Here is a 26,482-nt window from a genome sequence, read left to right as displayed (position 1 = left end):
AAATTGCAATCAATCAGGTTAATGGCGGCGACGGTAACCACCGGTCAGTGAACCAAACGACATCAGTGATAAAATGCTCAGACCAATTGCTGCCCAAATGGAAGACGACTGCTGCGATGTTGCTGGCAACTCAGACCGCTGCTCAGTTTTTGTCTGTTCCAAATGCTGAGATGAATCAGTATGAGCCGGTATAACTGAACTTTGGACTGCTACGGTCTTCACAACAGATGCCGCTGTTGAGCCCGCCAAACTATCATTAGTAGCACTAGCAGTTTGCTCATTGTTAGCACTCGTGACTACATCAAAAGTCCCATTGGATTGTTGTGACGCCGCCGAATTTTCAGGTGTCGTTGTTTCGTTGGTATCAGGATTTTCTGGTGTTTGTGGAACATCAGGTTCATCAGGAATCTGCGGTGTTTCTGGTTGATCCGGTTCATTTGGATTTTCCGGCTGATCAGGGTTATCGGGATTGTCCGGATTATCTGGTTGGTCGGGATTGTCAGGGTCAGTAGGCTTAACATTCACCAAATTAAAGTACAGAAATGCTGAGTATCCGGCCGCAGGAGTTACTTCAGGCGCGATATCTGAACCAGTTACATAAACCATATAACTGCCATCCGGTAAATCCGTGTTTGGCACTAATTTAAAGCCACTAGGATCATTTGGATCCGCAACAATATCGAAAGCACTTGAAACGTCGGTAAGTTTACCATTCTCTACTCGATAAACATAAGTACCCGCGACAGTCGTCTTCCAGTTTCGGACGGTATAGTGATAATCCGCTACCGGCGTTACGCCATTTGAATAGTCGGTCGCACCAAACAAATAGCCAGTAATTGGATCAAATCCGTTTGTCCCCTTACCAATTTGATAAGTTCCTGCCTGAACGCCCTGACCCACACCATAGGTCCAACCAACATTCTTTTGTAACCCAGTCGCGCTGCTTGTGAAGTGATTATATCGAAAGTCAAAACGAGTACTCAAATCAAGACCACTCAAATCGGGTAGTTCACCTGAAAGATCGTTATTTTGAACTCTGATATCAAATACATTCGAGCAATTAATTAATCCATCTAAGCCACCAGTCAATTGATTATTAAAAAATTGGACAACCAAAAGATTGGGTAAATAACTCAAATCAGGAATTGTACCGGTAAGGTTATCCTCTGCTAAAATGAGCGTTCGTAATTTTAAGAAATTATGCAAGTCTGGAATTGTACCTGACAGACTGTCGTTAACAAGTTGGATTGTCCAAAGATCGTTGTCAGCGCCAAGGTGTTTATTAATAAAATCATCGACAGTTCCCGTCAACGTTTGATCATTGAATATTGAAATCAAATTTAGTTTAGCTAAATTGCTTAAATCAACCATACCGTCTGAACCCAGTTCACTGTTATATAGCTGAAGCGTCTGCAATGTCTGCGCGTACTCCAAGCCTGCCAAGCTCTTAATGCCATTGTTAGCACTTTCTGGAGATGTCAGATTTTGAATACGACCGATGTATTGGTAAAGATTATCATCGTTAACCACGGCACCAAACTCGTGATTGGCCTGGGATTCTGCAAATGCGCGCAATGTTGCATCAGGCATCCAGATAGCAGCGTTTTCTGACGGTGCCTGAACGGCTTCAGAAGCCGCCGTCGAGACAGCAATATCGGCCCGTGCCGCACGCATCGTTGCTTGGGTGTTTGCGCTCGCCGATGTGGAATCGACATCAACCGCTGTCTGAACTGTTACTTTTTGTATCGTACCCGCCTGATTCTGAGCATCCGCTGAACTATCCGTTGATTGCTGCTCAACATTGGCGGAACCCGATTGCGTTTCTTGACTCACCGATTTGGCTTGAGATGGAATCGATTGATCACTATTTTTTGATTCACTGTTTGAATTGGTGGCAGCGCTTGCGGACTGATTTGATGCCGCACTGCCCGCCGACAACACTACGGATTGAGGTACAGAAGTAGCTGCACTACTTGGTATTTCCGTGCCGGCTGCCTGACTAGTATTAGTATCGGCATGCCCGGTTGTGACCGTTGCTGCAATTGTTCCTGCACCGGCCATCGTCAGCAATACTCCATTGACTAACCACTGGCGGGCTCTTTTTTTGTCAGGTCCCCGAAATTTTGTATCTGCAATTGTTTTCATAGTTCACCTCTATAATTTGTCAAAGCTTTGATAATTAGCTAATTACAAACAAATTTTAGACGTGATACTTGTGCACACTTATCAGCTTTATTCTTTTTTGCTAATAAGATGACAGGAGGCTCATTAATGAATAGTTGACTCATTACATCAAAAGACTCGCGATGCCAAAGAGCCAAACTAAAAGCTTCTCGACACCGGTTTGGGTATCGAGAAGCCTTCTTTATATTCTTAAATTTGGTCACTGCTACACAACCTTTGCTGTTTACCCAATCGCAGGCTTAACTTCCAAAAATGCCCCTTGCTTAGGTTCTTCGCTCGTAATCAAACGGACAACGCCAGCGGCCGCTTCCTCAGCGGACTGCATAAAGTCGGCCTGCAGGTTGCCGTTCAAGTCCGTGGATACCGGTCCCGGATGAACGCTGAAGATTTCAACCGGTGTATCAGTCGTTTCAAACAAAGTGGCTAAGGAAGTTGTCATTACATTTTGGGCGCCCTTACTCGTTTGATAGGCAAACGGATTAAACAATTTGTTTGGTGTCGTAGGAATCGTGATGTTGGCAACTTGCCCCTGATTTTGTTTCAACAGTGGAAACAGTACTTGAGTTAATTCGAACGTCCCGAAAAAATTGACCTCCATCGTCTCTCGCAAATCTGCCATCGTCGTCTCAATGCCCGCAACTCTCAGATCGCCGGGAATACCGGCGTTGTTAACAAGTAACTGTAACTCGTGATAATTATCAGTAATTGTTTTAGCGGCTGCCTGAATTGTTTGCGAATTACTGAGATCTAACTCAACAGATTGTGGTTCTTCTAAACCTGCCGCACGTAATTGATTGACCGCTTCTTCCCCACGCTTTGCATCGCGGGACCCAATAATAACCTGCCACCCTTGTTGGCCTAATTGCTTTGCAATTTCAAACCCCAGTCCCTTGTTACCACCTGTGACAAATGCCTGTTTCATTTGTTATACCTCCATGTAAGATACCGATTATTTATTTGCTTGGGTAAAATTAATGTCGGCACTAGCTCAGTTCATGAAACTCAAACTCACATCAACTCATGCCGTTCACCTCATTTACAAAAGCAATTATAACGAGTTTGTATAATAGTTTAAGCTGTTAGTTTATACTAGTATATAAACTAACAGCTAAGGAGACTTGAGAGATGACAACAGCCCGACAACAAGAACTAGCGGATTTCTTAGTGACGCGTCGTTCACGTTTGCAACCCGACCAGGTTGGCCTGCCCACTATTGGTCGACGTCGAACACCCGGATTACGGCGGGAAGAAGTTGCCACACTAGCCGGCATCAGTCTAACGTGGTATACATGGCTGGAACAGGGACGGGATATCCATATTTCCGATCAGGTCGTTGCCAGTTTAGCTAACGCCCTCAAACTCACCGAAAGCGAAACTAACCATTTTTATACGCTAGCCGGTGTCGCTCAACCTGATACGCCAGCACCCTTTACCGAAACAATCAACCCGATGCTACAGCGCACGATTGACAGTTGGCCGCTATCTGGCGTCATCGTTATTGATCGACGGTGGAATTTTGTTGCCGTTAATCAATTAGCAGATGTGTTTGCTACTCAAGTAGTTGGTCACCCACTAGTGCATGAAAACCTATTGCGTGAAATGTTTACCGATGATGCATTTGCTCAGGTAATTACTAACTGGCCAATTGTTGCCCATAATATGGTCGGTCGCTTCCGTCAAATGTATGCTAGCCAAACGGATGATCAGGATTTAGCCGATTTTGTAACTGCTCTTCGCCATGACAGCGCAATATTTAGTCAACTGTGGACGCAACATGATATCGTGCCTGAAGCTGAACGCGGTAAAACAATGATCTTCCCAGATACTGGAGAGGTTCATTTTGATGAAACCAACTTCATCGTCGGTGACAACACTGACTTACACATGTATGTGTTCACACCTTCTCTCGAAGATAATACATTAGATAAAATCATGGGGATTTTAAATCACACCAACCCCCAACAGTTGCAACGCTTCAAGGCATCGTTTAGCCCCCTACTAGAAAAACTTTCAAATGAATAATTTTTCGATGAAAATGCATACAAAAAGTGATGGCACTTTATGAAGTGACCATCACTTTTTTGTGGTTTTTCATTCAAAAGCAATCTCTTTTATCAACGACGAACTGATCACCCATTGATAGTGACAAAAATGAAATAAGCACAAAAATAAGTGTTTTGACCATTTGAGATGACAACTATTTGTAAATGCTCAATGCGTGGCGATGGTTCAGGAACAAATCATTTCCAACCATTCAGCGATACTATTCATAGTTTCTTCGTTATCCATGGAATTCGTGACAGCTAAAATAAATGAATCCGCATTATTTACTAAATCCAAATTTTGCACTGAATAACCGTTTAAATTCAAAAAATAAAGTGCTGCCTGAATTGCGGTACGTTTATTGCCATCTACGAAAACATGTTTTTTTGTAATTTTTTGCAAAATAAACGCTGCTTTAAGCCAAATCGTCGGGTACAATTCATGTCCAAAAATGACCTGACTTGGCTGTTTAACAATGACATCTAAGGACGCAATCGACTGCACACCATAATTTGTTCCACCAACTTGGAGAACAACGTAATGATTAATTTCAATCAATTCAGCCTTTGTTAGATATTTAATGTGCATTATTTATCCTTAAGTTTTTCCATTAGGGGTTTGAATTGGTCCATAAATTGATGGATATCTTTAACTTTTTCATCAGTAAGTTCCGGAACTCTCTTCAAAAAAATGTTTCCTTCACTATCCACACTCGGTTCAAACTCCGCGTTCTCTGGTACATTTAGCTTTTTGGGAATCGTCACAGTTATCGAGTTACCTACTTTTCTACTTTTAATAATCATATGGTACCTCCTTGTCACGCCGTGTATACATTCATTAATACGTATACACAGTGTAACTTTTTTTGCCTGAATATCAAACAGTTTATCTTCAGCAGTTACACTTCAGCAGTTACAGAATTATGAATTAGCTCACCTATTCTCAAAGCCATTTATAACCCTGAAGTTAATGACAAAATGCGATGACATATTCCAGATCAAACGTCATCAAGCGACAAGCCGCCCCACTGATAGTTACTCACCAACGGTCAATTTAATGCCAATAATACCAATCAGCAGAAGCGCAACGAAAAACCCATGTTGCTAACGGAATCTTGTCGCCGAAGAAAAGAACGCCCACGACAATGGAACCGACAGCACCGACGCCTGTCCAAATCGGATAGGCCAAACTAAGTGGCAAACTCTTCGTAGCCCGTGCCAGCAACAAGAAGCTGATGATCATCCCCACTACCGTCGCCACTGTGTAGTTCATTTTGGTCAAGCCGTTGCTCAATTTCATCGCCGTCGCCCACACAACTTCAAACACTCCTGCAATCATTAACTCAATCCATGCCATATTCAGATCCTCCTGATTTCCTCGTGAAAACAAAAAGAGTGCGATTGCTGATTTCTCTATAGCCTCTCGAAATCAGTAATTGCACTCTGTGCCCACCCGGCGGTGGTTTGAATTCATTAAATTAGTAAGCATAATATAGCACGTTTGCGGCAACTGGGCAAACTGATTCCATTAACCACAACAAAATTGTGTTGGCCATACTACTCGTTTATTTTTCGCGGAAACAGGCGCAACCCAGCTAATAATGCCAATAAAATTAAAACGCCAAAAACAATAAACACAATCTGACCGTTTTTGATGACAGTCATTTGTGGGTTCGAGGAGCGTGGCAATGTCAGCAGAATCGCACTTATGGTTGATCCAATCGACCCTGCCAGCTGTTGACCCATACTAAACATGGCATTTAAATCTGTTCGGTTCGTCGGCGCGCTCCCCTTTAAGGTATCAGTCATGACGTTACCAAAAGCCATGGTCCGACCGATACTAAAGAACAAATACAGTAAAATCAGCCAAACAACACCAGGCACACCAGCAACCATGATAAGACCCAACACACCGATAAGCATCAAGGCCAGCCCACCACATATGGGCAAGCGACCGCCAACGTGATCATATAGTTTGCCAAATTGTGGATTAATGATAGCCACTAATAGACTACCTGGTAACAGAATTAGCCCACTCTGGAACGCCGTAATGTGTTGTCCCAATTGAACCATGTTTGGAATCACCAAATTAATCCCTAGGTTAATTAACTGAATGAGCACGTAGATCAAGAAAGCTGAACGAATGCGAAAAGAGCTGAATAACGAAAAGTTCAGCAAGTCCGTTTGATCATGATGTCGCTGGTGGTTGTAAAGCCATAACATGAAACCACTTATCCCAAAGAGAACCGTGACAATACCAAATGATCGCCAGCTAATTTTTACCTGACTCATTGCCATATTAATGCCCACAAAGGCAATCAGTAACGTTAAAAATTGTCGCCACGGAAAGACCAATAATTGGCCTGGCTTTGAGAACGGTACTAGCATACGACGGCCGAACAACCAAACTAAAGCCACAATTGGAACCGTCACGTAAAAAATCAACCGCCAACTGTCAAATGACGTCATTGCCCCACCAAACGCTGGACCAACAGCTGGTGCTAAATTAACAATCATGCCGGCCATACTCATATAGTATCCGATTCGCGATGAAGGCACGATTTGAAAAATCAAGTTGACCATCAATGGAATTGCGATGCCGGCACACCCCGCTTGAATCAAGCGACCGAATAACAGTACGGTAAATTGGCTTGCGATGACAGACAATGCAGCACCAGCCACAAAAAGCGCAGTGGCACCATCAAACAGCGTCAATAAGGAAAATCGTCGTCTTAGAAAGGCTGAACACATCATGGTCAGCGCCATTACCATCAAATAACCGGACGTGACCCACTGTGTCAATCCTAGTGAAACATGAAATGTACGCATCAACGTGGGGAATGTGACATTCATAGAAGTTTCAATCAGCGTACCAACGAATGCCAATGTGGCCACGCTGAAAATAGCTGGCCAACTTTTCTGACCTGTTTTAGTCATGAATCACCGGCAAAGTCAGTGTACTAGGCAAATCGCACGTCAGATGTAGCCGTTGATGAGCTGTGCGGACTTCCTTTTGAGCTGCCTGATTGCCCGCAAAGTTGCTATGGATTTGATACTGCGGGAAATCTGACGAGGTAATGTCGACGCGAACACAACTGCCTGTTGCTAACTGCCAATCAATTGGTAACATCGTTAATTTCAGTAGCGTCGTTTTACCGGCTTGATACGCTGAGTCTTGCGACAATACTGTCGTAATCGTTGTGCGAATGTTAAATGTTCGACCATCAGGCTGTACTTCCATAACTTTTGCCACAAACGCCGTATCATCCACATCAGTTTCGACATTTAACGATAACTGAATCTCACCAAACAAATGCTGCGATCCGGTCAGCGGTTCGCTTACAAAGCTGATGACATCTGATCGATAGTTTGGCTCTGGTTGTGTGCGACTGCCAATCTGATTCATTGTTTTAAGCATCACTTCACCACCAACTGATGGCACTGGGTTTTCCGGATCAAAATCGTAATCGATTGTCCCAGCAGTTATCGCATCCGTTGATGATACCAGCGCAGCTGACGCTGGCTGTTGTCCACTCAAAAAGTACGATATTGTTTGATCGCCCTTCGACCACGTCTTTTGTGTATGCCACTGATCCGCATTAATTTCGTATGTTTCAATCTTTCCTTCTGGCATCTGATGATCAACTAATACATTGCCAAACCATGTCAACATGTTCTGCAATTCATTTTTCATCATGTTTGGTGTCGGCCGGTCAAAGATGGCTGGTTGGCCAAAGTGATTCCATCCGCCGATTTGTAAAACCGTGTGTGCTTGAGTTTCTGGGGACAATTCATTATATGTGGCTAAGGCATTTTCCAAATGATGATCGTACCAACCTTCAGACATAAACAGTGGAATTGTAATTTTGGACGCTACTGCCCGAAGATTCTTACTCGTCTTTGCCGACCAATAATGACTGTCTTCCGTAGTACTAGACAAAACATCCCGGTACCATGGTAGTTCGCCACCCCACAGATCAACATCGGCAGTCATCGCCGGCCGATACTTGGCTGAGGTCAAATAATCTGCAGATACCTGCCAACCAGCATTATCCATTGCCCATGAAGTTGTAATATCAGGTTTTAAAATACCATTGTGGTAATTAGCTAAATAATCATGAACACCATAATTACTTAAGTACATCGTCTTCATTTTTGATGGCACGACATCAGCGATTGCCCAACCTGTCATGGCCAAATATGAACTGCCAAAATAACCCATATTGGCGACCCAATCTTGCTCTTGTAGCCAGTCAACTAGGTCCTTGCCATCTCGCCGCTCGTTAACCTTAGGCACCCATTCACCTTCTGAACGACCAATGCCACGACAGAATTGAAAAACATAGGCAAATCCGCGTTTAGCAAACTCCTTACCAAGAATCTTATTCATTGGGTCCTGAGCCGCGTAACAACCACGCTGAACGATTGTCGGAAAATGTCCTTCTGAATCTGGAATAAATAAGTCTGTCGCTAGCTTCACTCCATCCCGCATTGGTAACATTTCCTCACGAACGATAGGATCTGAATATTTCACTGGAAAGCCACTGTCTTCAATTCCCTTTAGCATTGGTGCAATATATGATTCAAAATCCATGATTATAGCCCCTTTTCTCTATTTTTTTGTGATTTCAAAATAGGTTTTGTCCTGTTTGATAATGCCGGTTAACTGTTCATCCGGATTGCCTTCGAGCGGTCCAAACTGAAGTGCAACGTGATCTGCAGCTTTTTGATAACCGAGATATGTACTGCCCATTAAGGTCCCAAGATAATTTGTCTGGTCAATAATATCGCCAGCTGCTTTCACTGCATCCGCCAATTTAAGGCCACTATCCAAACCTTGTTTTATCGAAATCACTTTAATGGCGTTGCCAACACTATATTGACGTGCATTGTTAGCTTTTTCTGGCAAAGCCTCAATGTAGCCTTGTGTCTCCCAGTACCGCAGCTGCCGACTTGTTACGCCAGCTGCATTCGCAACCTGAGTGCTTCCAAACGTTAATCGATTAAATATCACAAATGGATTCATCTTTATTCTGTTTACCTCCATCCAAACTAACTGAGTCATTATTTTTGATTGTCGACATTGGAGAACATTACTGAATCACTTTCGACATCAATCGTATAAGAAAAGAGCATCATTGTCAATGAGATTGACAATGGTGCTCTAAAAAGAAAACAAAACATACGCTATGATTTTTATAAATATCAGCAAATACCCAAAAAAACTAATCCAAATTAATTCATATTAATTAAATAAACGCCAACACCGTGAAGTTAATGACGAAGAGTAATGACACGATCCAGATCAATGGATGTACCGTCTTCGCCTTACCCATCACAGTCTTAATCAAACAGTAGAAGATAAATCCTGCTGCTATTCCATATGTAATGTTATAGGCAAAGGCCATCATCAATGATGTCATAAATGCGGGAATTGCTTCTTCTAGATCGCCCCACGGAATCTTATTGAATGAACTCATCATCATGATGCCAACTAAGATTAGTGATGGCGCAATTGCGGCTGTAGGAATAATTGACAACAAGGGTGACAGAACTGAACTGGCCAAGAAAAGAATGGCAATGACGACACTTGTTAAACCAGTACGACCACCAGCACCAATTCCGGCTGAACTTTCAACGTACGTCGTAATGTTAGATGTACCGAACAGTGAGCCAACCCCCGTTGCAATCGAATCGGCGAACAATGCCTTATCCAGTTTGGACTTAAAACCTGGTTCGGCTTCCAAACGTAATTCTTCTTCACCTGAGAAAATACCGGTTTGACGGCCAGTTCCAATAAAGGTACCCAGTGAATCAAAAATATCAGACAAGCTAAACGACAGAATGGTCATTAACACTAAAATAATGCGGTGACTGTCAGAAAATAACGATCCCATTCCTTGTGACGAAAATGCTGCTAAGAAAGTTGTTCCCAACTGTTTGACCGACGCGCCAAACGTAAAGGCACTAGATAAGTGTAAGTTGGTGACACCCATTGGAATACCAATAATCGTTGTTGCAAAGATACCAATCAATAGAGCACCCGGAACTTTGCGAACCTTCAATAAAACTGTAATAACTAAGCCAATCAGTGCTAACACGATGCTGGCATTATTGAAGTTTTGTAATGCTGGCACGATGCCACCGCCAGTCACAACTGTCTCAATGCCATGGTGGAATGTTTCTTGTGTTCCAGAAAATGCTTTATTGTTAATCGATAAAATATTGCCAGCGTCTGAAGTGAACTTTAAAAAGCCGGCGTTTTTCAAACCCGCATAAGCAATGAAGGCGCCAATCCCACCACTAATTGCCAATTGCAGGTTCATCGGAATTGCTGAAATCAGCATCTTCCGAATTTTGGTGACGGTAATCAGAATATTAATAATGCCACAGAAGAAAACTAACGCTAACGCTGCTTGCCACTTGAAGCCTAAACTCATAACAACAGTATACGTGAAGAAAGCATTGAGTCCCATCCCTGGCGCTAGCGCATAAGGAACGTTTGCAACAAGTCCCATAACCAATGTTCCGGCTACCGAGGCAATAATTGTTGCCAAGAACACAGCTTGAACAGGCATTCCAGTTTGTCCAAGAATCTGAGGGTTAACAAACAGGATATATGACATGGCGAAAAACGTTGTCAAACCTGCACCAATTTCTGTACTGACTGTGGTTCCTGCCTTTTTTAATCCGAATAACCGTTCCACTATGTCACCCCATCATAATTATTTTTATAAACACGAATAATACAATTATTTAGTGCGATATTAGTTCGTGTTCAATACAGACATCGTACTCATTTAAAAACCAAAATGCAATCACTTTTTGTCGTTTTGACAGCCAATTACAATGTTTCACGCAAAAAAATGGTTTCTGTTTTATTTTCTACTTAGATTATCAATAAAGTTCGTGTTTTACGTCAGTTCACGTCAAAAGAATTTCGTCATATTTATTTTCTTCCATACCAATAAAATTAATTCAAGCGTTATCTCATTCTTTTCGGCAAATTCGTAGTTTGCCCATTTTCAGCACTTAATATTGTTGTTTACGAATCCGGGCTGTAATGTTAATATCAACATATGAATAAAATAACATGTTTAAAGCAACCCCATTTGAACCTCAGATTAGGTTGTCCGTTAAATGGCTCGATTGAGGAGAAAGAATATGCAAAATAACGCTGATTCAAACATGCTTGTTCGTCGAAGCATTCACACGGAGTACTTTTCAACCGGCTGGATGGCATTTGAATTCCTAGTCGGTCTTTACTCCGGTATTACGGCACATTCAATATTATTAATTGCTTTTGGATTGGACAGTTTTTTAGAAATTATTTCAGGTAGCACACTGATTTGGCGTTTACGTAAAGAAGCAAATGGCGCAAGCCAGAGCGAAATTAATCGTGCTGAACGTCGCTCTTCACTAATCGTCGGCTCGGTTCTCCTGCTACTATCCGTCTATGTCATTGGCGTTTCGCTGTTCAATTTAGTCACACATCAAGCTGCTGATCAAAGTTTTTCCGGCATTGCAATCGCCATTGCGTCCGTTATCTTGATGCCATTTCTAACTTTGCGCAAACGCGCGTTAGGCAAGGCACTTCATTCAGATGCTTTAGCGGAAGATGGGATGTGCAATATCACCTGTGCTTATATGGCTGCTACTGTATTAGTCGGTGGCGTTCTAACCGCGCTATTCGGTTGGTGGTGGGCCGACTCTGTGGCCGCACTTGTGCTGGTTTACTTTATTGCCAGTGAGGGCTGGGAATCTTTCCAAGCAGGTCGGGGCAAGGACTAACAAAGAACTCCTGCAAAATAACAAAACGGCAAGTTTGAGGCTTTACATTGCGTCAGACTTGCCATTTTAGTTTGTCTCGATTTGAACATTTTCACCTTTAAGCCGCGCCTTTGAATGACTTTCGACATTTACGCAATTAACTGAACATGCTAGACTCAACATATGAAATGAAAGGAATCGCTATGACAAACTCCAACAAACCGAACTTGATCGATTCATTTCATTTAAGTGAATCGACGCGAATTTTTAAATTGCTCAGCAACCCCTCACGTTTGCAAATTTTATACGTCTTGGAACAACAGGAATTAAACGTTAATGACTTGAGCACGTTGCTTAACTTAGAACAATCGGTCGTTTCGCATCAACTTGCGCTACTTCGAAAGCATCAGTTGGTTACAGCCAAACGTGTTGGTAAGGCGAATTATTATCGGCTAGACGATCCTCACATTCTTGACATCGTCACAGAGACCCTTGAACATGCGGATCATGTAGTGCGTGGTAAAAAGCACAATGAGTAACGCACTGTCATCACGACTAATAATGCTGTTAGCCTTCTACTTCGTCATTTAAAAGAGGTTCGTTATGATTCAACCCATCAATAAAAACATCAATAGTTTAAAAAAAGTCTCCCAACTGGCAACACCTGCTGACCAACAAATCGTTGCTGACCTTGTCGACACGCTGCGGGCCCACCAAGACAATTGTGTTGGAATGGCGGCAAATATGATTGGGCAGACAAAACGCATCATTGCTTACCAACTCGGGCCAATGCTGGTACCGATGATTAATCCAGTGATTACTCAAAAACAAGATGTTTATCAGACTACCGAAGGCTGTTTGTCCTTATCAGGTCAACGACCGACAACCCGTTACCGCAACATTACCGTCCGTTACCAAACAACTGATTGGCAAACAAAAACGGCGTCATTCTCCGATTTCACTGCGCAGATTATTCAACATGAAATCGATCATTGCGACGGGATTTTAATTTAACGACTAGCTTACAAAATAGGGTCAATATCCGGGCAATTATGTTCGAATATTGATCCTATTTTGTATTGATCACTGATTTCGCCAAAAATGGCTCTAAGTGTTTGCATTAAATCGACTTCGCGACAGAGCGTTGATGCCATGATCATCAGTAATAAAACACTGTTAACATCCGTACTCAAAACCGGCGAAAATCAAATACTGTAATAAACAAAAGATAAAAGTGTTGACGAATATAGTAAACACATTTAATATACGTTTATTGATTGAGGTGATAATATGCTTTCAAATTACTCGCAACAAGAGTTGGAACAAGGTTGGCATCGTCAAGTAGATACTTTTTACTGTAACTACTGCGATGCCAAGTTTGAAGCCGACCAGGTTTATCAAATTAATGATCATTTTTTTGCTGCTGCAGCGGCAATTGAGCAACACATTCAAAACGTTCATCAAGGAAACGCGTACCAATTAATCCATGATGATTCAAAATACAATCAATTAACAGAGAAGCAACAAGCCTTACTAACTGAGTTTGCGACTGGTAAAAAAGATGCTGATATTGCACGAGACATGAATGTTTCGGCTTCTACGATTCGCCATCAAAAATTTACGTTTCGAGAAAAAGCCAAACAAGCCAAGCAATATTTGGCTATGTACCACAATGTCTTTGAGATCAATCATGACCAATCAGACACCCTCATCCCCATTCCTGGTCACGTTGCCAGACCAGATGACCGATTCGCAATTACCAACGCTGAATGGCAGAACACTGTCGCAGAATATTTATCAGAAACGAATGGACAGCTGACTTTAAAGCGTTTGCCGCGTAAACAAAAGCGAATCGTGGTCGTTCTCGACCGCATCACACAAAGTTTGCCAACTGATGGTGAATGGGATGAGTTACAAATTACTGCAATTTTAAAGAAAATTAGCGATGACCCCGTAACGTTGCGCCGTTATCTCATTGAGTACGGCTTTATGGATCGTACCCGTGATGGCTCACGTTACTGGATTGTTAAGGACTGATTTTCCCGCTCAAATTAATCGAGGAAATTAACATGACTTACAAATCAATTTCAATCAACCCCAAGTTTGACCAAACTGATGGCCGTAGTACTGGCACCCATGCTGTTGATACAGCAACTTATGGTGACAAACTTGGTTCCCGCCCAACGACTGGCGAACTCATGGTGCAACTTAACCATGATGAATCACAAACCATTCCCGCAACGCGCATTTTAGATTTAGCGTTGCTGATTCTCAGCACCAATGCCTACTTTATGGAAGCCGCCTACAAAATGGACGATCTATACGACCCGGATCACCTTGCAATCATCAAACACGCGTTACAAGGAACTGGGTTCGAAATCAATGTTGATGCCGATAACGAAACCATTGCACACGATATCCAATTTTTCTATGACCAACTGCAAAGTGACGGAGAGTTGTACGGCGAACGTTACCGCCTGCTTGCCGACGAATTGAAAAAATTGGGGTATTAAGAGCAGAGTGTTGCACAAAAATTAAGGAGTTAGAATCATGAGTACCACATTACAAAAACAGCGCACTGACTATTCCACCGTGGAACAAGCGATGATCTGGCAGAAACCGGCTTCTCACGTGACCAGTGAACAAGAACGCCGCATTGCTAATACCATCATCGCCACCTGGCAAATGCCGGAAATGCGCATTACAAATTTACTATTGGAAGGTGACGCCGGTTCCGGTAAAACACAACTGGCAAAGGCCCTTTCCGCTGATTTACAACTTCCCTACACAAAAATTACCTGTTTTGCAGATATGGATAAATCCGATATTCTCGGTTCCCTGCTGCCTGTCTTGGACGAAGATTCCGAACTACAAACCATCTTTGATGAGAGTCAGTCACAAGCAGAAGTTATTTCACGTTTGGCCGACCACTTGAAGTTGTCTGAGAAGGACGCCAAGGCCTATTTGCAACATTATCAAGATAGTCACCAATCCGTTAGCTATCGTTTCTATCCTTCGGAAATCGTTAAGGCCGTTCAAAACGGTTACTTGCTAGAAATCCAAGAACCGACTGTCATCCGTGACGCGTCCGTGTTGGTTGCGTTGAACTCGGTTTTGGAACCTAATGGAACGTTGGAAACCCTAAAAGGTCGAATTCGACGACATCCTGACACGGTCGTGGTGTTAACAACTAACCGAAACTATCAAGGTAACCGACCACTAAACGAATCTCTGCGAGACCGGATGCAGTATTCTGAAAAGATGGACTTACCGACCATCCCGGTCATGGTTGCCCGCGCTTCCGCAAAAAGTGGTCTACATGACGAAAAATTGCTGACCGTGATGGCAAACATTATTCGTTTACTTGATGAAACGGCAAAGGCCAATGGTATTCACGGTGTCGCTGGAATGCGGAGTTACCTTTATTGGTCTGCCAGCACTGCTTTTACAGATATTCTTAAATCGTTTGATCAGATGGTTCTCTATAAAATCACCACTGATGAACTCGAAATTGAACTATTGAAACAGGCAATTGTGGATGCCGGACTTTGGAATCAACTCGTCAGTTTGGTCACCCAATCGGCTGTCAAACGAACCATTACTGCTACTCATACACAACAAGACGTTAAGCCATCGGTCAGTGAACCGACCACACCTGCTGTTGCTGACCAGAATAAGCCTGACCGAGATTCAGAAGCTGATAAGCAACCCATCTCACCTGACAATGAAAAGTCGCTAGACACTAAGAGTGAAGATAATAATGTTCAACCAGACGGTGATAAAGTCACAGCCGAAGTTGCCAAACGTGACGCTAGCCTCGACGTAACCAGTACGATCGGTACCAAGCAACAAGAAGAAAGTTTTCACGAAGGCGAAACAGTCTCGATGCCAGTGATTGATGCCGATGCCGCCAAACAAACGCGAAAATCGTTAAATCAATCAGCTCGCGAAAGTTTGAAAAATACCATTCATGCACGTGAAGGTCTTATCGTTCACGTTCCCAAGATCACGCCCGCCGACGTTAAACTAGCCAATGAAAAGCTACAATCCAACCACCTTATTACGGATCAACTAGTGCGACAAATGCGCGAAATCCTGCAGAATGAGCACGCTAGCGATGTCGCTAAGGGTAAAGTGTTTGGACAACAATTCGATGCTAATAAAGTTGTTAATCAAGATTTCGGTTACTTCACAAAAAAGCGGACTCCTGATGAAGACCCCTCACTAGCAATTGCCATCCGTGTTGATCAATCTGCTTCAATGGTTGAGGATAACCGCATCAAGCATGAGCAAACAGCACTCTTCGCTCTCACCGCCTTCTGTCGAGATCTAAACATTCCGTTAACCATTAATGGTGATACGGCAGATGTTAGTGAACGTGAACGCACTTCCATCTATGCTTATAAAGAATTTAACGAAGATTATGACACCGCCTTGCTACGTTTGACGACCATCAAAGCGTTGAATAACAACCGTGATGGCAGCGCCCTCAAAATTCTGGCGGACAAACTTGCAGCACGAACTGAGCAAACAAAACTGCTGATCAATCTTAGCGACGGTCAACCCAAAGCAATGCCAAACTACACCGGTGACTTAGCTAAGGATGACTTACAACAGATCGTTCATGAAGCCGAAAGAGAAGGCATTGTTGTCCTTTCCGCTGCCCTGGGTGATGACGCTGCGACGTTGAAGGAAATTTATGGTAACCAACGTTTTCTCGACTTTACCGATCTCAACCAACTCGCTACCAATTTGGTGCACATCGTTATGAGATTCGTATGAGTGGATGCTGATACTAGTAGAAAACAGGTAACAAAGGAGGAACTAATGAATCCCAAACGAAAACAAGAACTGTTGGATCAATATGCAAAAATTGAGATCGATTATGGCGTGATTCAACTGAAAAATAAAGTGAATGGCAAAATATACATCGCCGCTGTGCCCAACCTCAAAAATCGGTGGTCCTTTTACCAGCAAAATTTAAACAATGGTAGTTTCCCAAATCCGGACCTATTAGCTGACTGGCGAAAGTATGGCGCGGAAAACTTTGAGTTTAGCGAATTGTATCGAAAAGATGCTACAGACGTGTTAAACATGCGACGCACACTCAAAGAACTCAAAAAGGAGTGGTTTGCTAAATTACAGCCATTTGGCGACCGCGGATATAACCAGCCCATGAAAGAATTGTAATCACACAAAAAGGTGAAATCTGACATTACGTTTACCAAACGTAGCGTTAGATTTCACCTTTTTTAAATTGTGCCGCTTTTCTTGATCACAGGGGTTGCCATCCCGTTCTTTAAAACTAATCGCCCCTTGATTAAGGCACCTTAAATTTTCAACGTTTGCGCATTGATCGCCACGACCACCGTACTGAGCCCCATGAGCAACGCACCAACGGCTGGGCTAAGAATTATGCCGACAAATGCTAGAATGCCTGCGGCCAACGGAATGGCGAAGATGTTATAACCAGCCCCGAACCATAAGTTTTGGACCATCTTTCTTGTTGTGTTGTGTGCTAAATCGAGGAAATGCAAGATATCGGACGGATCGCTACGAACCAGCACGATATCGGCAGAATCAACGGCAACGTCCGTGCCAGCACCAATAGCAATACCAATATCTGCGCGAACCAGACTCGGTGCATCATTGACACCATCGCCCACCATTGCAACAACTAATCCTTGATCCTGATACTGTTTGACAATAACTTCCTTGTCTTCTGGCCTCAGTTCACCATGCACATCTTCGTCAGGAATTCCCAAACGGTTAGCAATCAGTCCAGCAACCTGCTTGTTATCACCTGTCAGCATAACTGGACGAATGCCGCGCGCCTTCAAGCCATCAATCAAAGCTTTTGAGCTTTCCTTCAATTGATCGCCTTGAGCAACCCATCCTAACAAACGATTGTCGATAATCAAGAAACTCACCGTGTTACCCTGCAAAGACAGTTCATTAAATTTGCTCCGATCATAATCGATCCTGTTTTCATCCACAAAGCGTTCGTTCACAATTGCGACATGATGGCCCTGATACTCGCCTTCGATCCCCGTTCCCGGCAAGTTGTTGATATTGTCTACAGCGACACTCGTTTTGTGTCGGGCTTCGAGTTCCTTAATAATACCGACTGATAGGGGGTGGGATGAGCCGGCTTCTAGACCGCCCATGATTGCTAGAATACCATCAGCGTCATGATCAACTGTAAAGCTCTCAACGTCAGAAACGGCAAAGTTTCCCTCTGTCAATGTCCCTGTTTTATCCATCATCACTACGTTTAACCGCCTTGCATCCTCTAACGCCTGCCGTTTGCGCGTCAACAACCCGTTTTTGGCCCCAATGGATGTAGAGCGAGCAACAACCAACGGAATAGCGAGACCGAGAGCATGAGGACAAGCAATCACAAGAATGGTGACCATCCGTTCCAAAGCAAAATTAAAGTTCTTGTTGATGATCCACCAAAGGAAAAATGCGATTAGGGCAACACCAACAGCCACATACACTAGCCACCCAGCTACACGATCAGCAACGCCTTCAGCGTTAGACTTTTCTTTCTGCGCATTATTGACCAACTGCATCACTTGGGACAGATATCCTGATTCTCCAGTCCCGGTAACCTTTACTTGGATAACGCCGGCACCATTTGTCGAGCCCCCAATAACCTCGTCACCAATGTCTTTCGTGACGTCACGTGCTTCGCCAGTGACCATCGCTTCATTAACCGACGTTTGACCATCGACAATCGTGCCATCAGTCGGAATATTCTCGCCAGCTTTAACTAGCACTGTTTGACCAACCTGAACTTCTGACAACGGCACGTCACTTGTGGTGCCATCTGTATTTACTAGTGTTGCATCATTTGGTAACAGTGCGGCCATTTTCTGCAAGGCGTTACCTGCAGACATCACGGCATTCATTTCAATGACGTGTCCCAACAACATAATGTCGATCAGTGTGGCTAATTCCCAGAAGAAATCCATGACGTTTGTGCCACCGACAAACGTATTCATAATAAACGCATAAATGCTGTAGAAATAGGAAACGGAAATCCCGATGGCAATCAATGTCATCATCTCCGGATGACGATCCTTTACTTCAGCACGTGCGCCACGAAGGAATGGTGCGCCACCGTAAAAATACATAAACGACGCTAGAATTACCAGTAACCATTCTGATCCAGGAAAGGCGAGTCCTGGATAGAAACGATTCAGCAATACGGGTGACAAAATTACAACCGGAATTGAGACAACTAATGACACCCAAAATTTTTGCGTAATGTTGCCCATATGCATCATTTCACCGCCGTGTTGCATCAGGTCACTGTCATTATTCATATCCATTGACGCATGACTATCCTTATTCATATTTTTCATGCGACTGCCTTCTCTCTTTTGATTCAACCGATCACGTGCTTGTTTAGCACAAAGATTGAGTATAAAACATTTCCATGCACCAATTATTTACGCTTAATCATAATCAGTTCGTGATATTCGCGCTAACAAAGGTGCCCAGCGAGAAACGGTCATCGTCATTTTTGAACTAACAAATCGTAAGTTTTCCGTTTTAATTCCATTTGAGGACATCAAAAGGCCAACCCAATTGCAGAGCCGGCCTCACCATCGAAATCATTAAATTTTAATCGTCCATCGCTGCACTAAACGGCCGTCCTAAAAACTCGTGTTTGTCTCGGCCATTCACTTTACGTAATACATGACAGGGATTTCCGACTGCAACGACATTCGCTGGTAAATCACGAGTTACAACACTGCCAGCACCGATAATCGTATTATCACCGACCGTCACACCAGGTAACACAATACTCTGGGCGCCTATCCAAACGTTATTGCCAATGTTAATCGGTAAAGCATATTGCAAAGCAGATGGCTTTTTGCGTAATTCTGGATCCACAATATGACCTGCCGTATACAAACCAACATTTGGCGCAATCAAAACATCATTACCAATATTAATGACATTAGAGTCTAAAAACGTGCAGCCCATATTTACCTTTAAATTGTCACCTGCCTTGATATTGACGCCATAATCGCAGTGAAACGGTGAATCAATGTAAAAATCTTTGCCAATACTCCCAAACAAATGACGAATAATCTGTTCTCGCGATTTCAAATCTGCGGGATCAGTGTCGTTAAACGACTTCACTTCTCGACGTGTTTGTAACCTAATTTCCAATAACTCATCTGTCTGTCGAAAAGCCTTGCCTGCTAGCATCCTTTTGCCAGCTTCCGGCCACGTAACTTTTTCCATGATCTCTCTTCTTTCACATTGCATACTTTTTATTTTGACCATTTACGTTTAAAGAAAAGGACAATCATTCAGAAAATCACTGAATCATTGCCCTCTCATTTAATCGAATTTAAAATGACGCATTAAAAATAAATAAATCTGGATCTAGCCTTACACAAACTTTAGGGCATAATCGTCCATTTTAAGAACGCGATGCGTAATAAGGGAACATGCACCAAGTAATGTTGCATGCTGTGAATCCTTTGCTAGCCGAATGCGGGTGCGATTCCGAGAAATCAGTTGATACTTCTGACGAATTTGTTCGAGCAATGACGGCAATTCATCAATTAGCGGTGAATTAATGAAAATAGCTTCTGGGTCAAACTCACTGGCTACGTTGAAAATAATTTTGGCAATGGCAGTCGTAAATTCATCCAGAATTTTCTTAATATCTTCATCGTCACTACGAAATAGATCCACTAAGTCATCTCGTTGTAAGCTAGGATCCTCTTTAACGCCCTGAGCAAACCCAATAATGGCATCTTCAGAGCAGAAATCTTCCACTTTACGAAAATTGTCTAACATCCCTACGTTTGCATCCATCATAATGCTTCGTCCAATTTCACCGGCCTCACCATTTAAACCACGGTAAAGCTGACTATCAATAATGATTCCGGCACCAATCCCCTTATGGATGCTGACTGTGATTGTATTTAGATACAGCCCTGCTTCGTTGAAATCACGCTCGTAAATAGCAGATAAATTAGCCTCGTTTTCCATCATGACTGGCACTTGAAATTCACCAGTAAGACTTCGAACGATATTTTCATCCTTCATATCGATAAACGGTGCATGCACAACATGTTCATCCAAAACAGTTCCAGAAACAGCTACTCCAATGCCTAGTAACCCGTGTAAGGTTCCCGGAATATTAATCTGCCGCACTTTTGCACGCATTGCATCAATGATTTGATGAATATCCATCCCGACGATATCAAAATTGCGAAACGAAATAATGTCACCATTTAAGTAGTTAGTCATCATATGAAGATGACGGTACCCAATTTCAAAACTGACTGTATAACCCCAGTGAGCGTTCACCTGCGTAAAAATCGGTTTGCGACCACCGCTGCTAGTTGATTCGCCCTGGCCCAATTCCACCACCAAAGAGTTTTCTTTTAGCATGTTGTATAAGGTAGACACTGTTGATTTATTTAATTTAATTTTCTTAGAAACGTCAATCCGCGATATTGGCCCCTCATTAAAAATCTGTTGAAGAACCAATTTTTGATTCACACTGCGCATGACATCCTGATTTAAAACTTTGCTACTCACCTTCAACCCCACCTTATCAATTCTATGCAATTAGTATAATGCATAAAGACGGCGGTAAGTATGCATAAATAACAGGAATGTTCCTAAATCGATACCATGTCGTCCCTAATTTTTGCGTCTAAACGCCAGCAAACGTGAGGACAGCTCTTTCGTTGACGGATAGATTGTTTGATAAATTTTGTGTAATTCTTTGTACTTTGCCACATTCTTTTCAATTGGATGATAAACAGTCCCAAAGTGAACAAACTGGGCAGCACAATCTTGAACAGTATCAAACCAGCCGAGACCAACAGCGGCTAACATGGCAGCACCCAATCCAGGTCCCTGTTCGTTTGTTAAGCTAACCACATCAACATTGAAAATGTCGGCTTGAATCTGTAACCACAATGGGCTCTTGGCGCCCCCGCCAATTGAAACAACGGTATCAAACTGGCTACCATTTTGTTCGAACAAATCTAAAATATCACGGAACGAGAACACGATTCCCTCCAACACAGAACGCACAAAGTCACTACGCGTTTGAGTACCGTCAATACCAACGAAGCTCCCGCGAATATCTGCGTTAGCATATGGTGCGCGTTCACCAACAATATACGGCGTAAATAGCAATCCGTTTGCACCTACTGGTGATTCATTAGATGAAGCCACAAATGCGCTAAAATCAGTATCTTTAGCGAACGTCTTTTTAAACCAGTTCAGACTGTATCCGGCTGCCAGTGTCACACCCATCGAATAATAGGCATTTGGAATGGCGTGATTCTCGAATTGAAGTGTGCCCTTATAATCAATGCTTGGATCTTCTTCATACTTCAGGACAACACCTGATGTACCAATACTGGACAGCACCATATTGGGGTGTAAGATGCCGGCACCCACTGCACCACAAGCGTTGTCTGCACCACCTGCAAACACTTTGGTATGGGTATCCAATCCAGAAAATTCTGCATAATTTGGCGTAATGTTACCAACATAGTCAATTGAGTCCATTAGTGGTGGGCAAATTGACTCAGGAATATCAAACATCTTGCAAATTCTGGTACTCCATTCATGATTCATCACGTCTTCAAGCACAGTTCCGGAAGCGTCTGAGTAATCCATTCCTAATTTTCCCGTCATCCGGTACCGAACGTAATCCTTAGGCAGCAAAAATGTTGCTGCCTTAGCGAAGGTTTCCGGTTCATTTTCCTTCACCCACAGTAACTTGGGTAAGGTAAAACCTTCCAGTGGCTTGTTTTTGGTGATTTCAATGAAATCATCGCCCATTTTGGCGGAGATTTCTTCACACTGTTTAGTTGTTCGTGTGTCATTCCACAAAATAGCCGGTCGCAAAACTTGATTGTTAGCGTCAAGTAAAACAAGCCCGTGCATTTGCCCCGAATAGCTGATCCCGTCAATATCCGCAGCCGCAATGCCATCATTAAGAATCAAACGTACAATAGCGACCGTCGTTCCCATCACCCAATCTTCGGGGTTTTGTTCACTGTACCCAGGTTTAGGTTGGCTAAGTGGATAATCATAGCTCTGCTGGGCTTTGATCGTTCCCGTTTTATCAATGGCAGAAACCTTAACAGCACTAGTGCCGAGGTCCACACCCAATACATAACTCATAGTAAATCCTCCACAACACATACTTTTGGATAACAAGAAGTACGTTGTTTATTTTGACACAAACGGCGGCATCACGGAGAACTTTCCGCAGTGCCGCCGTTTGATTACACCGGTGAAGCTTATTTGACTAACAATTATTTACCTAAAGTGTCAACGATGTAGTGGTTGATAGTGTCCTTAACTTGTTCAAGGTGATCCGAGTGCGTTGCAGCAATCAATTCAGATTGAGGCTTGTCAATGGCATATGCTTCAAGAGACTTAAAGTCAGCCTTGCCACTTTCGATTTCAGCACCAATACCAGACTTGTATGAGCTGTAACGTTCTGCCTTCAAGTTTTCCAAAACCTTGTCTTGGTACATCCGGTCAGCAACTAACAGACCAGCAGCAAAGCTGTCCATGCCGACGATGTGGCCGTAGAACAAGTCGTTTGGTTCGAATGATGAACGACGTGGTTTAGCATCGAAGTTCAAACCACCGCGAGGTCCGATACCACCGTTCAAAAGAACTTCATACATAGCAGCAGTGGTCTCGTACAAGTTTGATGGGTATTCATCAATATCCCAGCCAATCAACTTGTCACCTTGGTTGGCATCCAATGAGCCAAGCAAGCCAGCATCAACAGCAGTCTTGATTTCGTGTTGATAAGTGTGCCCAGCCAAGTTGGCATGGTTACCTTCAAGGTTCAATTTGAAGTCTTTGTCCAAACCATATTCCTTCATAAAGGCAATGGTTGTTGCTGCGTCTGTGTCGTATTGGTGAGTTGTTGGTTCCTTTGGCTTTGGTTCAAGTAACATCTGAGCATCAAAACCAATTTCGTTAGCGTAGTCCTTAGCCATGTGGAAGAATTTAGCAGCGTGTTCCTGTTCCTTCTTCATATCAGTGTTCCAAAGTGATTCGTAACCTTCACGACCACCCCAGAAGACATAGTTTTCAGAACCAACCCGCTTACCAATTTCCAAGCTGTGCTTCAATTGGGCAGCTGAGTAAGCAAAGATGTCAGCGTATGGAGAAGTACCAGCACCTTCAACGAAACGAGGGTTTGTAAATAAGTTTGATGTGTTCCAAAGAACCTTCATACCAGATGTCTTTTGGTATTCAACAATCTTATCAACAACTTTGTCCAGATTCTTGTTTGTTTCACGCAACGTGTTACCTTCTGGAGCAAGGTCACGATCATGGAAACATAGGAAGTCAACGCCTAACTTGTCATAAAATTCGAACGCTGCATCAACTTTGGCCAAGGCTTGGTCCATTGGGTCAGTGTACTTGTCGTAAGGACGTTGGGCAGTCCCATCACCAAATGGGTCAACTAAGCGTTGATCAAATGTGTGCCAGTAGGCTACAGAAAACCGTAACCAGTCGCGCATCTTTTTGCCGGCAACCACTTTGTCTGGTTGGTAATAGTGGAAACCTAAACCTGATTTCAAATCGCTAGTACCAACATAAGGTACTTTATCAACATTCCAATAAGCCATGAATGAATTCCTCCAAATGAATTTGTTTGAGATAGTTTTTGCTAACAACCAACTTACGATTTGAATCATAGCTCCTCAATTTTGAAAATGCAAGCCCTTTCACGAAACTTTTTAAAGTAATATTTGTTAAGTAAAACATTTTATCAAATTGTTTTCCTTATAAAGACCGCCAATCCCGTCACAATCCCACAAATTCAAATATAGCAAGGATCACTGTAGTTCATAAAAACAACATGCACTTTTTTCACAATATTTTTGGAAAGCGCTTGCAATTATTGTCAATCGAATTTATACTCTGCACTGTTAGTTGTTTAAGAACACTAACTCAAATCTTCTAACTAATAATCAACTTACAAACTTTCAAAACATATTAATTAGGAGAAATAACATGAGAAAAGTATCAACAGGCTTCGTCTATTTTTTCGGAGCACTTGGTGGTTTGCTCTTTGGTTATGATACTGGGGTTATCTCAGGTGCCATTCTATTTATTCAACGGCAACTGCACCTCGGTTCATGGCAACAAGGGTGGGTCGTTAGTGCCGTTCTGTTAGGTGCCGTTCTTGGTGCCGCTATTATTGGGCCAATGTCCGATCGCTTTGGCCGTCGCAAACTGGTTTTGCTCTCATCAATTATCTTTTTTGTCGGGGCATTAGGATCTGCATTTTCCCCAGAGTTTTGGACATTAATTCTTTCTCGGATCATTTTAGGAATGGGTGTCGGTGCCGCATCAGCCTTAATCCCCACTTACTTAGCTGAATTAGCACCTGCTGACAAACGTGGAACAGTGTCCAGTTTATTCCAGTTAATGGTTATGACCGGGATTCTGTTGGCCTACATCACTAACTATAGTTTCTCTGGTATGTACACTGGCTGGCGTTGGATGTTAGGATTTGCTGCCCTTCCAGCCGCCATTCTCTTTCTTGGTGGTTTGTTACTACCTGAAAGTCCTCGTTTCTTAGTTAAGAACGGTGACTTAGAAACTGCGACTGCCGTTCTGAATCAAATGAACCATAACGACCAGGATGCTGTCTCTAAAGAACTCGCTCAGATCAAACAACAAGCTGCCATCAAGAGTGGCGGCTGGCACGAGTTATTTGGCAAAACAGTGCGTCCAGCTTTAGTCATTGGTGTTGGACTAGCTATTTTCCAACAAGTTATGGGTTGTAACACCGTGCTCTACTATGCGCCAACTATTTTCACCGACGTTGGTTTTGGTGTTTCGGCTGCTTTACTTGCCCACATTGGAATAGGAATTTTCAACGTTATCGTTACTGCTATTGCGGTCGCCATTATGGATAAGATTGACCGTAAAAAGATGCTAATCGGCGGTGGTATCGGGATGGGTGTCTCATTGCTCGTTATGAGCGTTGCAATGAAATTCTCACATGGATCATTTGCCGCCGCTATCGTCTGTGTTCTTGCATTAACTATCTACATTGCTTTCTTCTCCGCCACTTGGGGTCCAGTTATGTGGGTCATGATTGGTGAAGTCTTCCCATTAAACATTCGTGGTTTAGGAAACTCTTTCAGTAGTGTCATTAACTGGGGAGCCAACATGATTGTTTCGCTGACTTTCCCACCATTGCTCAACTTCTTTGGAACTGGGAGTCTGTTCTTGGGTTACATGGCACTTTGTTTCGTTGCTATCTGGTTTGTTCACAGCAAAGTCTTCGAAACACGTAACCGTTCACTTGAAGAAATTGAAGCAACATTGCGTTCACGTGCTGGTGAAACTGAAGCCACTCCCGTTGACGCTACAAATAATTCAAATACAGAAAATTAATAATATAAGGCCGTGATATGAATAGTTCAAAACGCAACCTGCAT

22 protein-coding genes and 1 pseudogene are annotated in these 26,482 nt (G+C 42.9%); 9 read left to right on the top strand and 14 right to left on the bottom strand.

The window, feature by feature from the left end:
* Positions 1 to 18: 18 nt before the first annotated feature.
* Positions 19 to 2,145: a hypothetical protein gene (locus LROSL1_RS03245; protein ID WP_178913741.1), complete on the bottom strand. Its 2,127-nt coding sequence runs from the start codon at positions 2,143 to 2,145 to the stop codon at positions 19 to 21.
* A 262-nt stretch (positions 2,146 to 2,407) separates the two neighbouring features.
* A complete protein-coding gene (locus LROSL1_RS03240) occupies positions 2,408 to 3,106 on the bottom strand; it encodes an SDR family NAD(P)-dependent oxidoreductase (RefSeq protein WP_178913740.1) in 699 nt (232 codons plus the stop codon).
* A gap of 203 nt (positions 3,107 to 3,309) precedes the next feature.
* Here LROSL1_RS03240 and LROSL1_RS03235 point away from each other — a divergent pair, with 203 nt between their 5' ends.
* Positions 3,310 to 4,206 (top strand): helix-turn-helix transcriptional regulator, encoded by an 897-nt coding sequence (locus tag LROSL1_RS03235; RefSeq protein ID WP_178913739.1) that lies wholly within the window; start codon positions 3,310 to 3,312, stop codon positions 4,204 to 4,206.
* A gap of 207 nt (positions 4,207 to 4,413) precedes the next feature.
* On the opposite strand, the gene LROSL1_RS03230 is transcribed toward LROSL1_RS03235, so the two are convergent.
* The 7 genes and pseudogenes from LROSL1_RS03230 to LROSL1_RS03200 all read right to left on the bottom strand — a co-directional run bounded on the left by LROSL1_RS03230 (position 4,414) and on the right by LROSL1_RS03200 (position 10,933).
* The gene (locus LROSL1_RS03230; RefSeq protein WP_268885886.1) at positions 4,414 to 4,815 is read right to left on the bottom strand and encodes a type II toxin-antitoxin system death-on-curing family toxin; all 402 of its coding nucleotides are present in this window, start codon (positions 4,813 to 4,815) and stop codon (positions 4,414 to 4,416) included.
* Positions 4,815 to 5,030 (bottom strand): hypothetical protein, encoded by a 216-nt coding sequence (locus LROSL1_RS03225; RefSeq protein WP_178913738.1) that lies wholly within the window; start codon positions 5,028 to 5,030, stop codon positions 4,815 to 4,817. Before LROSL1_RS03225 ends, LROSL1_RS03230 begins: the two co-directional genes overlap by 1 nt.
* 231 nt (positions 5,031 to 5,261) lie before the next feature.
* A pseudogene (locus LROSL1_RS03220) lies at positions 5,262 to 5,583 on the bottom strand (DMT family transporter).
* Positions 5,584 to 5,783: 200 nt separating this feature from the next.
* On the bottom strand, positions 5,784 to 7,163 hold the full coding sequence (locus LROSL1_RS03215; RefSeq protein WP_178913737.1) for an MFS transporter: 1,380 nt from the start codon (positions 7,161 to 7,163) through the stop codon (positions 5,784 to 5,786).
* Positions 7,156 to 8,820 (bottom strand): CocE/NonD family hydrolase, encoded by a 1,665-nt coding sequence (locus tag LROSL1_RS03210; protein ID WP_178913736.1) that lies wholly within the window; start codon positions 8,818 to 8,820, stop codon positions 7,156 to 7,158. The genes LROSL1_RS03215 and LROSL1_RS03210 overlap by 8 nt, the downstream gene beginning before the upstream one ends.
* Before the next feature lie 18 nt (positions 8,821 to 8,838).
* Positions 8,839 to 9,252 (bottom strand): MerR family DNA-binding transcriptional regulator, encoded by a 414-nt coding sequence (locus LROSL1_RS03205; RefSeq protein ID WP_178913735.1) that lies wholly within the window; start codon positions 9,250 to 9,252, stop codon positions 8,839 to 8,841.
* A 223-nt stretch (positions 9,253 to 9,475) separates the two neighbouring features.
* Complete coding sequence (locus LROSL1_RS03200) at positions 9,476 to 10,933, bottom strand: NCS2 family permease (RefSeq protein WP_178913734.1); 1,458 nt, start codon at positions 10,931 to 10,933, stop codon at positions 9,476 to 9,478.
* Positions 10,934 to 11,390: 457 nt separating this feature from the next.
* Here LROSL1_RS03200 and LROSL1_RS03195 point away from each other — a divergent pair, with 457 nt between their 5' ends.
* The 7 genes from LROSL1_RS03195 to LROSL1_RS03165 all read left to right on the top strand — a co-directional run bounded on the left by LROSL1_RS03195 (position 11,391) and on the right by LROSL1_RS03165 (position 17,186).
* Positions 11,391 to 12,017 carry a cation efflux transmembrane domain-containing protein gene (locus LROSL1_RS03195; RefSeq protein WP_178913733.1) on the top strand — a complete coding sequence of 209 codons (627 nt, stop codon included), beginning with the start codon at positions 11,391 to 11,393 and terminating at the stop codon, positions 12,015 to 12,017.
* Between the two features lie 182 nt (positions 12,018 to 12,199).
* Positions 12,200 to 12,535, top strand: a complete 336-nt coding sequence (locus tag LROSL1_RS03190) for an ArsR/SmtB family transcription factor (RefSeq protein WP_161001992.1) — start codon at positions 12,200 to 12,202, stop codon at positions 12,533 to 12,535.
* 64 nt (positions 12,536 to 12,599) lie between these two features.
* Positions 12,600 to 13,010, top strand: a complete 411-nt coding sequence (locus LROSL1_RS03185) for a peptide deformylase (protein WP_178913732.1) — start codon at positions 12,600 to 12,602, stop codon at positions 13,008 to 13,010.
* A 276-nt stretch (positions 13,011 to 13,286) separates the two neighbouring features.
* Complete coding sequence (locus LROSL1_RS03180; RefSeq protein WP_178913731.1) at positions 13,287 to 14,033, top strand: DUF2087 domain-containing protein; 747 nt, start codon at positions 13,287 to 13,289, stop codon at positions 14,031 to 14,033.
* A 32-nt stretch (positions 14,034 to 14,065) separates the two neighbouring features.
* On the top strand, positions 14,066 to 14,509 hold the full coding sequence (locus tag LROSL1_RS03175) for a DUF6530 family protein (protein WP_178913730.1): 444 nt from the start codon (positions 14,066 to 14,068) through the stop codon (positions 14,507 to 14,509).
* A 37-nt stretch (positions 14,510 to 14,546) separates the two neighbouring features.
* On the top strand, positions 14,547 to 16,778 hold the full coding sequence (locus tag LROSL1_RS03170; RefSeq protein ID WP_178913729.1) for an AAA family ATPase: 2,232 nt from the start codon (positions 14,547 to 14,549) through the stop codon (positions 16,776 to 16,778).
* 45 nt (positions 16,779 to 16,823) lie between these two features.
* The gene (locus LROSL1_RS03165) at positions 16,824 to 17,186 is read left to right on the top strand and encodes a GIY-YIG nuclease family protein (RefSeq protein WP_178913728.1); all 363 of its coding nucleotides are present in this window, start codon (positions 16,824 to 16,826) and stop codon (positions 17,184 to 17,186) included.
* A gap of 140 nt (positions 17,187 to 17,326) precedes the next feature.
* Here the strand turns inward: LROSL1_RS03165 and LROSL1_RS03160 are convergent, their stop codons facing one another.
* The 5 genes from LROSL1_RS03160 to xylA all read right to left on the bottom strand — a co-directional run bounded on the left by LROSL1_RS03160 (position 17,327) and on the right by xylA (position 24,655).
* Positions 17,327 to 19,366 (bottom strand): heavy metal translocating P-type ATPase, encoded by a 2,040-nt coding sequence (locus tag LROSL1_RS03160; protein ID WP_178913727.1) that lies wholly within the window; start codon positions 19,364 to 19,366, stop codon positions 17,327 to 17,329.
* Positions 19,367 to 19,628: 262 nt separating this feature from the next.
* A complete protein-coding gene (locus tag LROSL1_RS03155; RefSeq protein WP_178913726.1) occupies positions 19,629 to 20,258 on the bottom strand; it encodes a sugar O-acetyltransferase in 630 nt (209 codons plus the stop codon).
* A gap of 150 nt (positions 20,259 to 20,408) precedes the next feature.
* Complete coding sequence (locus tag LROSL1_RS03150; RefSeq protein WP_225440553.1) at positions 20,409 to 21,572, bottom strand: ROK family protein; 1,164 nt, start codon at positions 21,570 to 21,572, stop codon at positions 20,409 to 20,411.
* Between the two features lie 105 nt (positions 21,573 to 21,677).
* Positions 21,678 to 23,180, bottom strand: a complete 1,503-nt coding sequence (gene xylB, locus LROSL1_RS03145; RefSeq protein WP_178913725.1) for a xylulokinase — start codon at positions 23,178 to 23,180, stop codon at positions 21,678 to 21,680.
* Between the two features lie 134 nt (positions 23,181 to 23,314).
* Positions 23,315 to 24,655, bottom strand: coding sequence for a xylose isomerase (gene xylA, locus LROSL1_RS03140; RefSeq protein ID WP_017261051.1), 1,341 nt, complete (start codon positions 24,653 to 24,655; stop codon positions 23,315 to 23,317).
* Positions 24,656 to 25,028: 373 nt separating this feature from the next.
* On the opposite strand from xylA, the gene LROSL1_RS03135 reads away from it, so the two are divergent.
* Entirely contained in the window at positions 25,029 to 26,438 is a 1,410-nt protein-coding gene (locus tag LROSL1_RS03135; RefSeq protein ID WP_263863246.1) for a sugar porter family MFS transporter, read from the top strand.
* Positions 26,439 to 26,482: the final 44 nt, after the last annotated feature.

It is taken from the genome of Furfurilactobacillus rossiae, assembly GCF_013394005.1.
Taxonomy (GTDB): domain Bacteria; phylum Bacillota; class Bacilli; order Lactobacillales; family Lactobacillaceae; genus Furfurilactobacillus; species Furfurilactobacillus rossiae.
The sequence above is the reverse complement of the archived record's forward strand: the minus strand, read 5'-3'. Positions and strand labels throughout refer to the sequence as shown.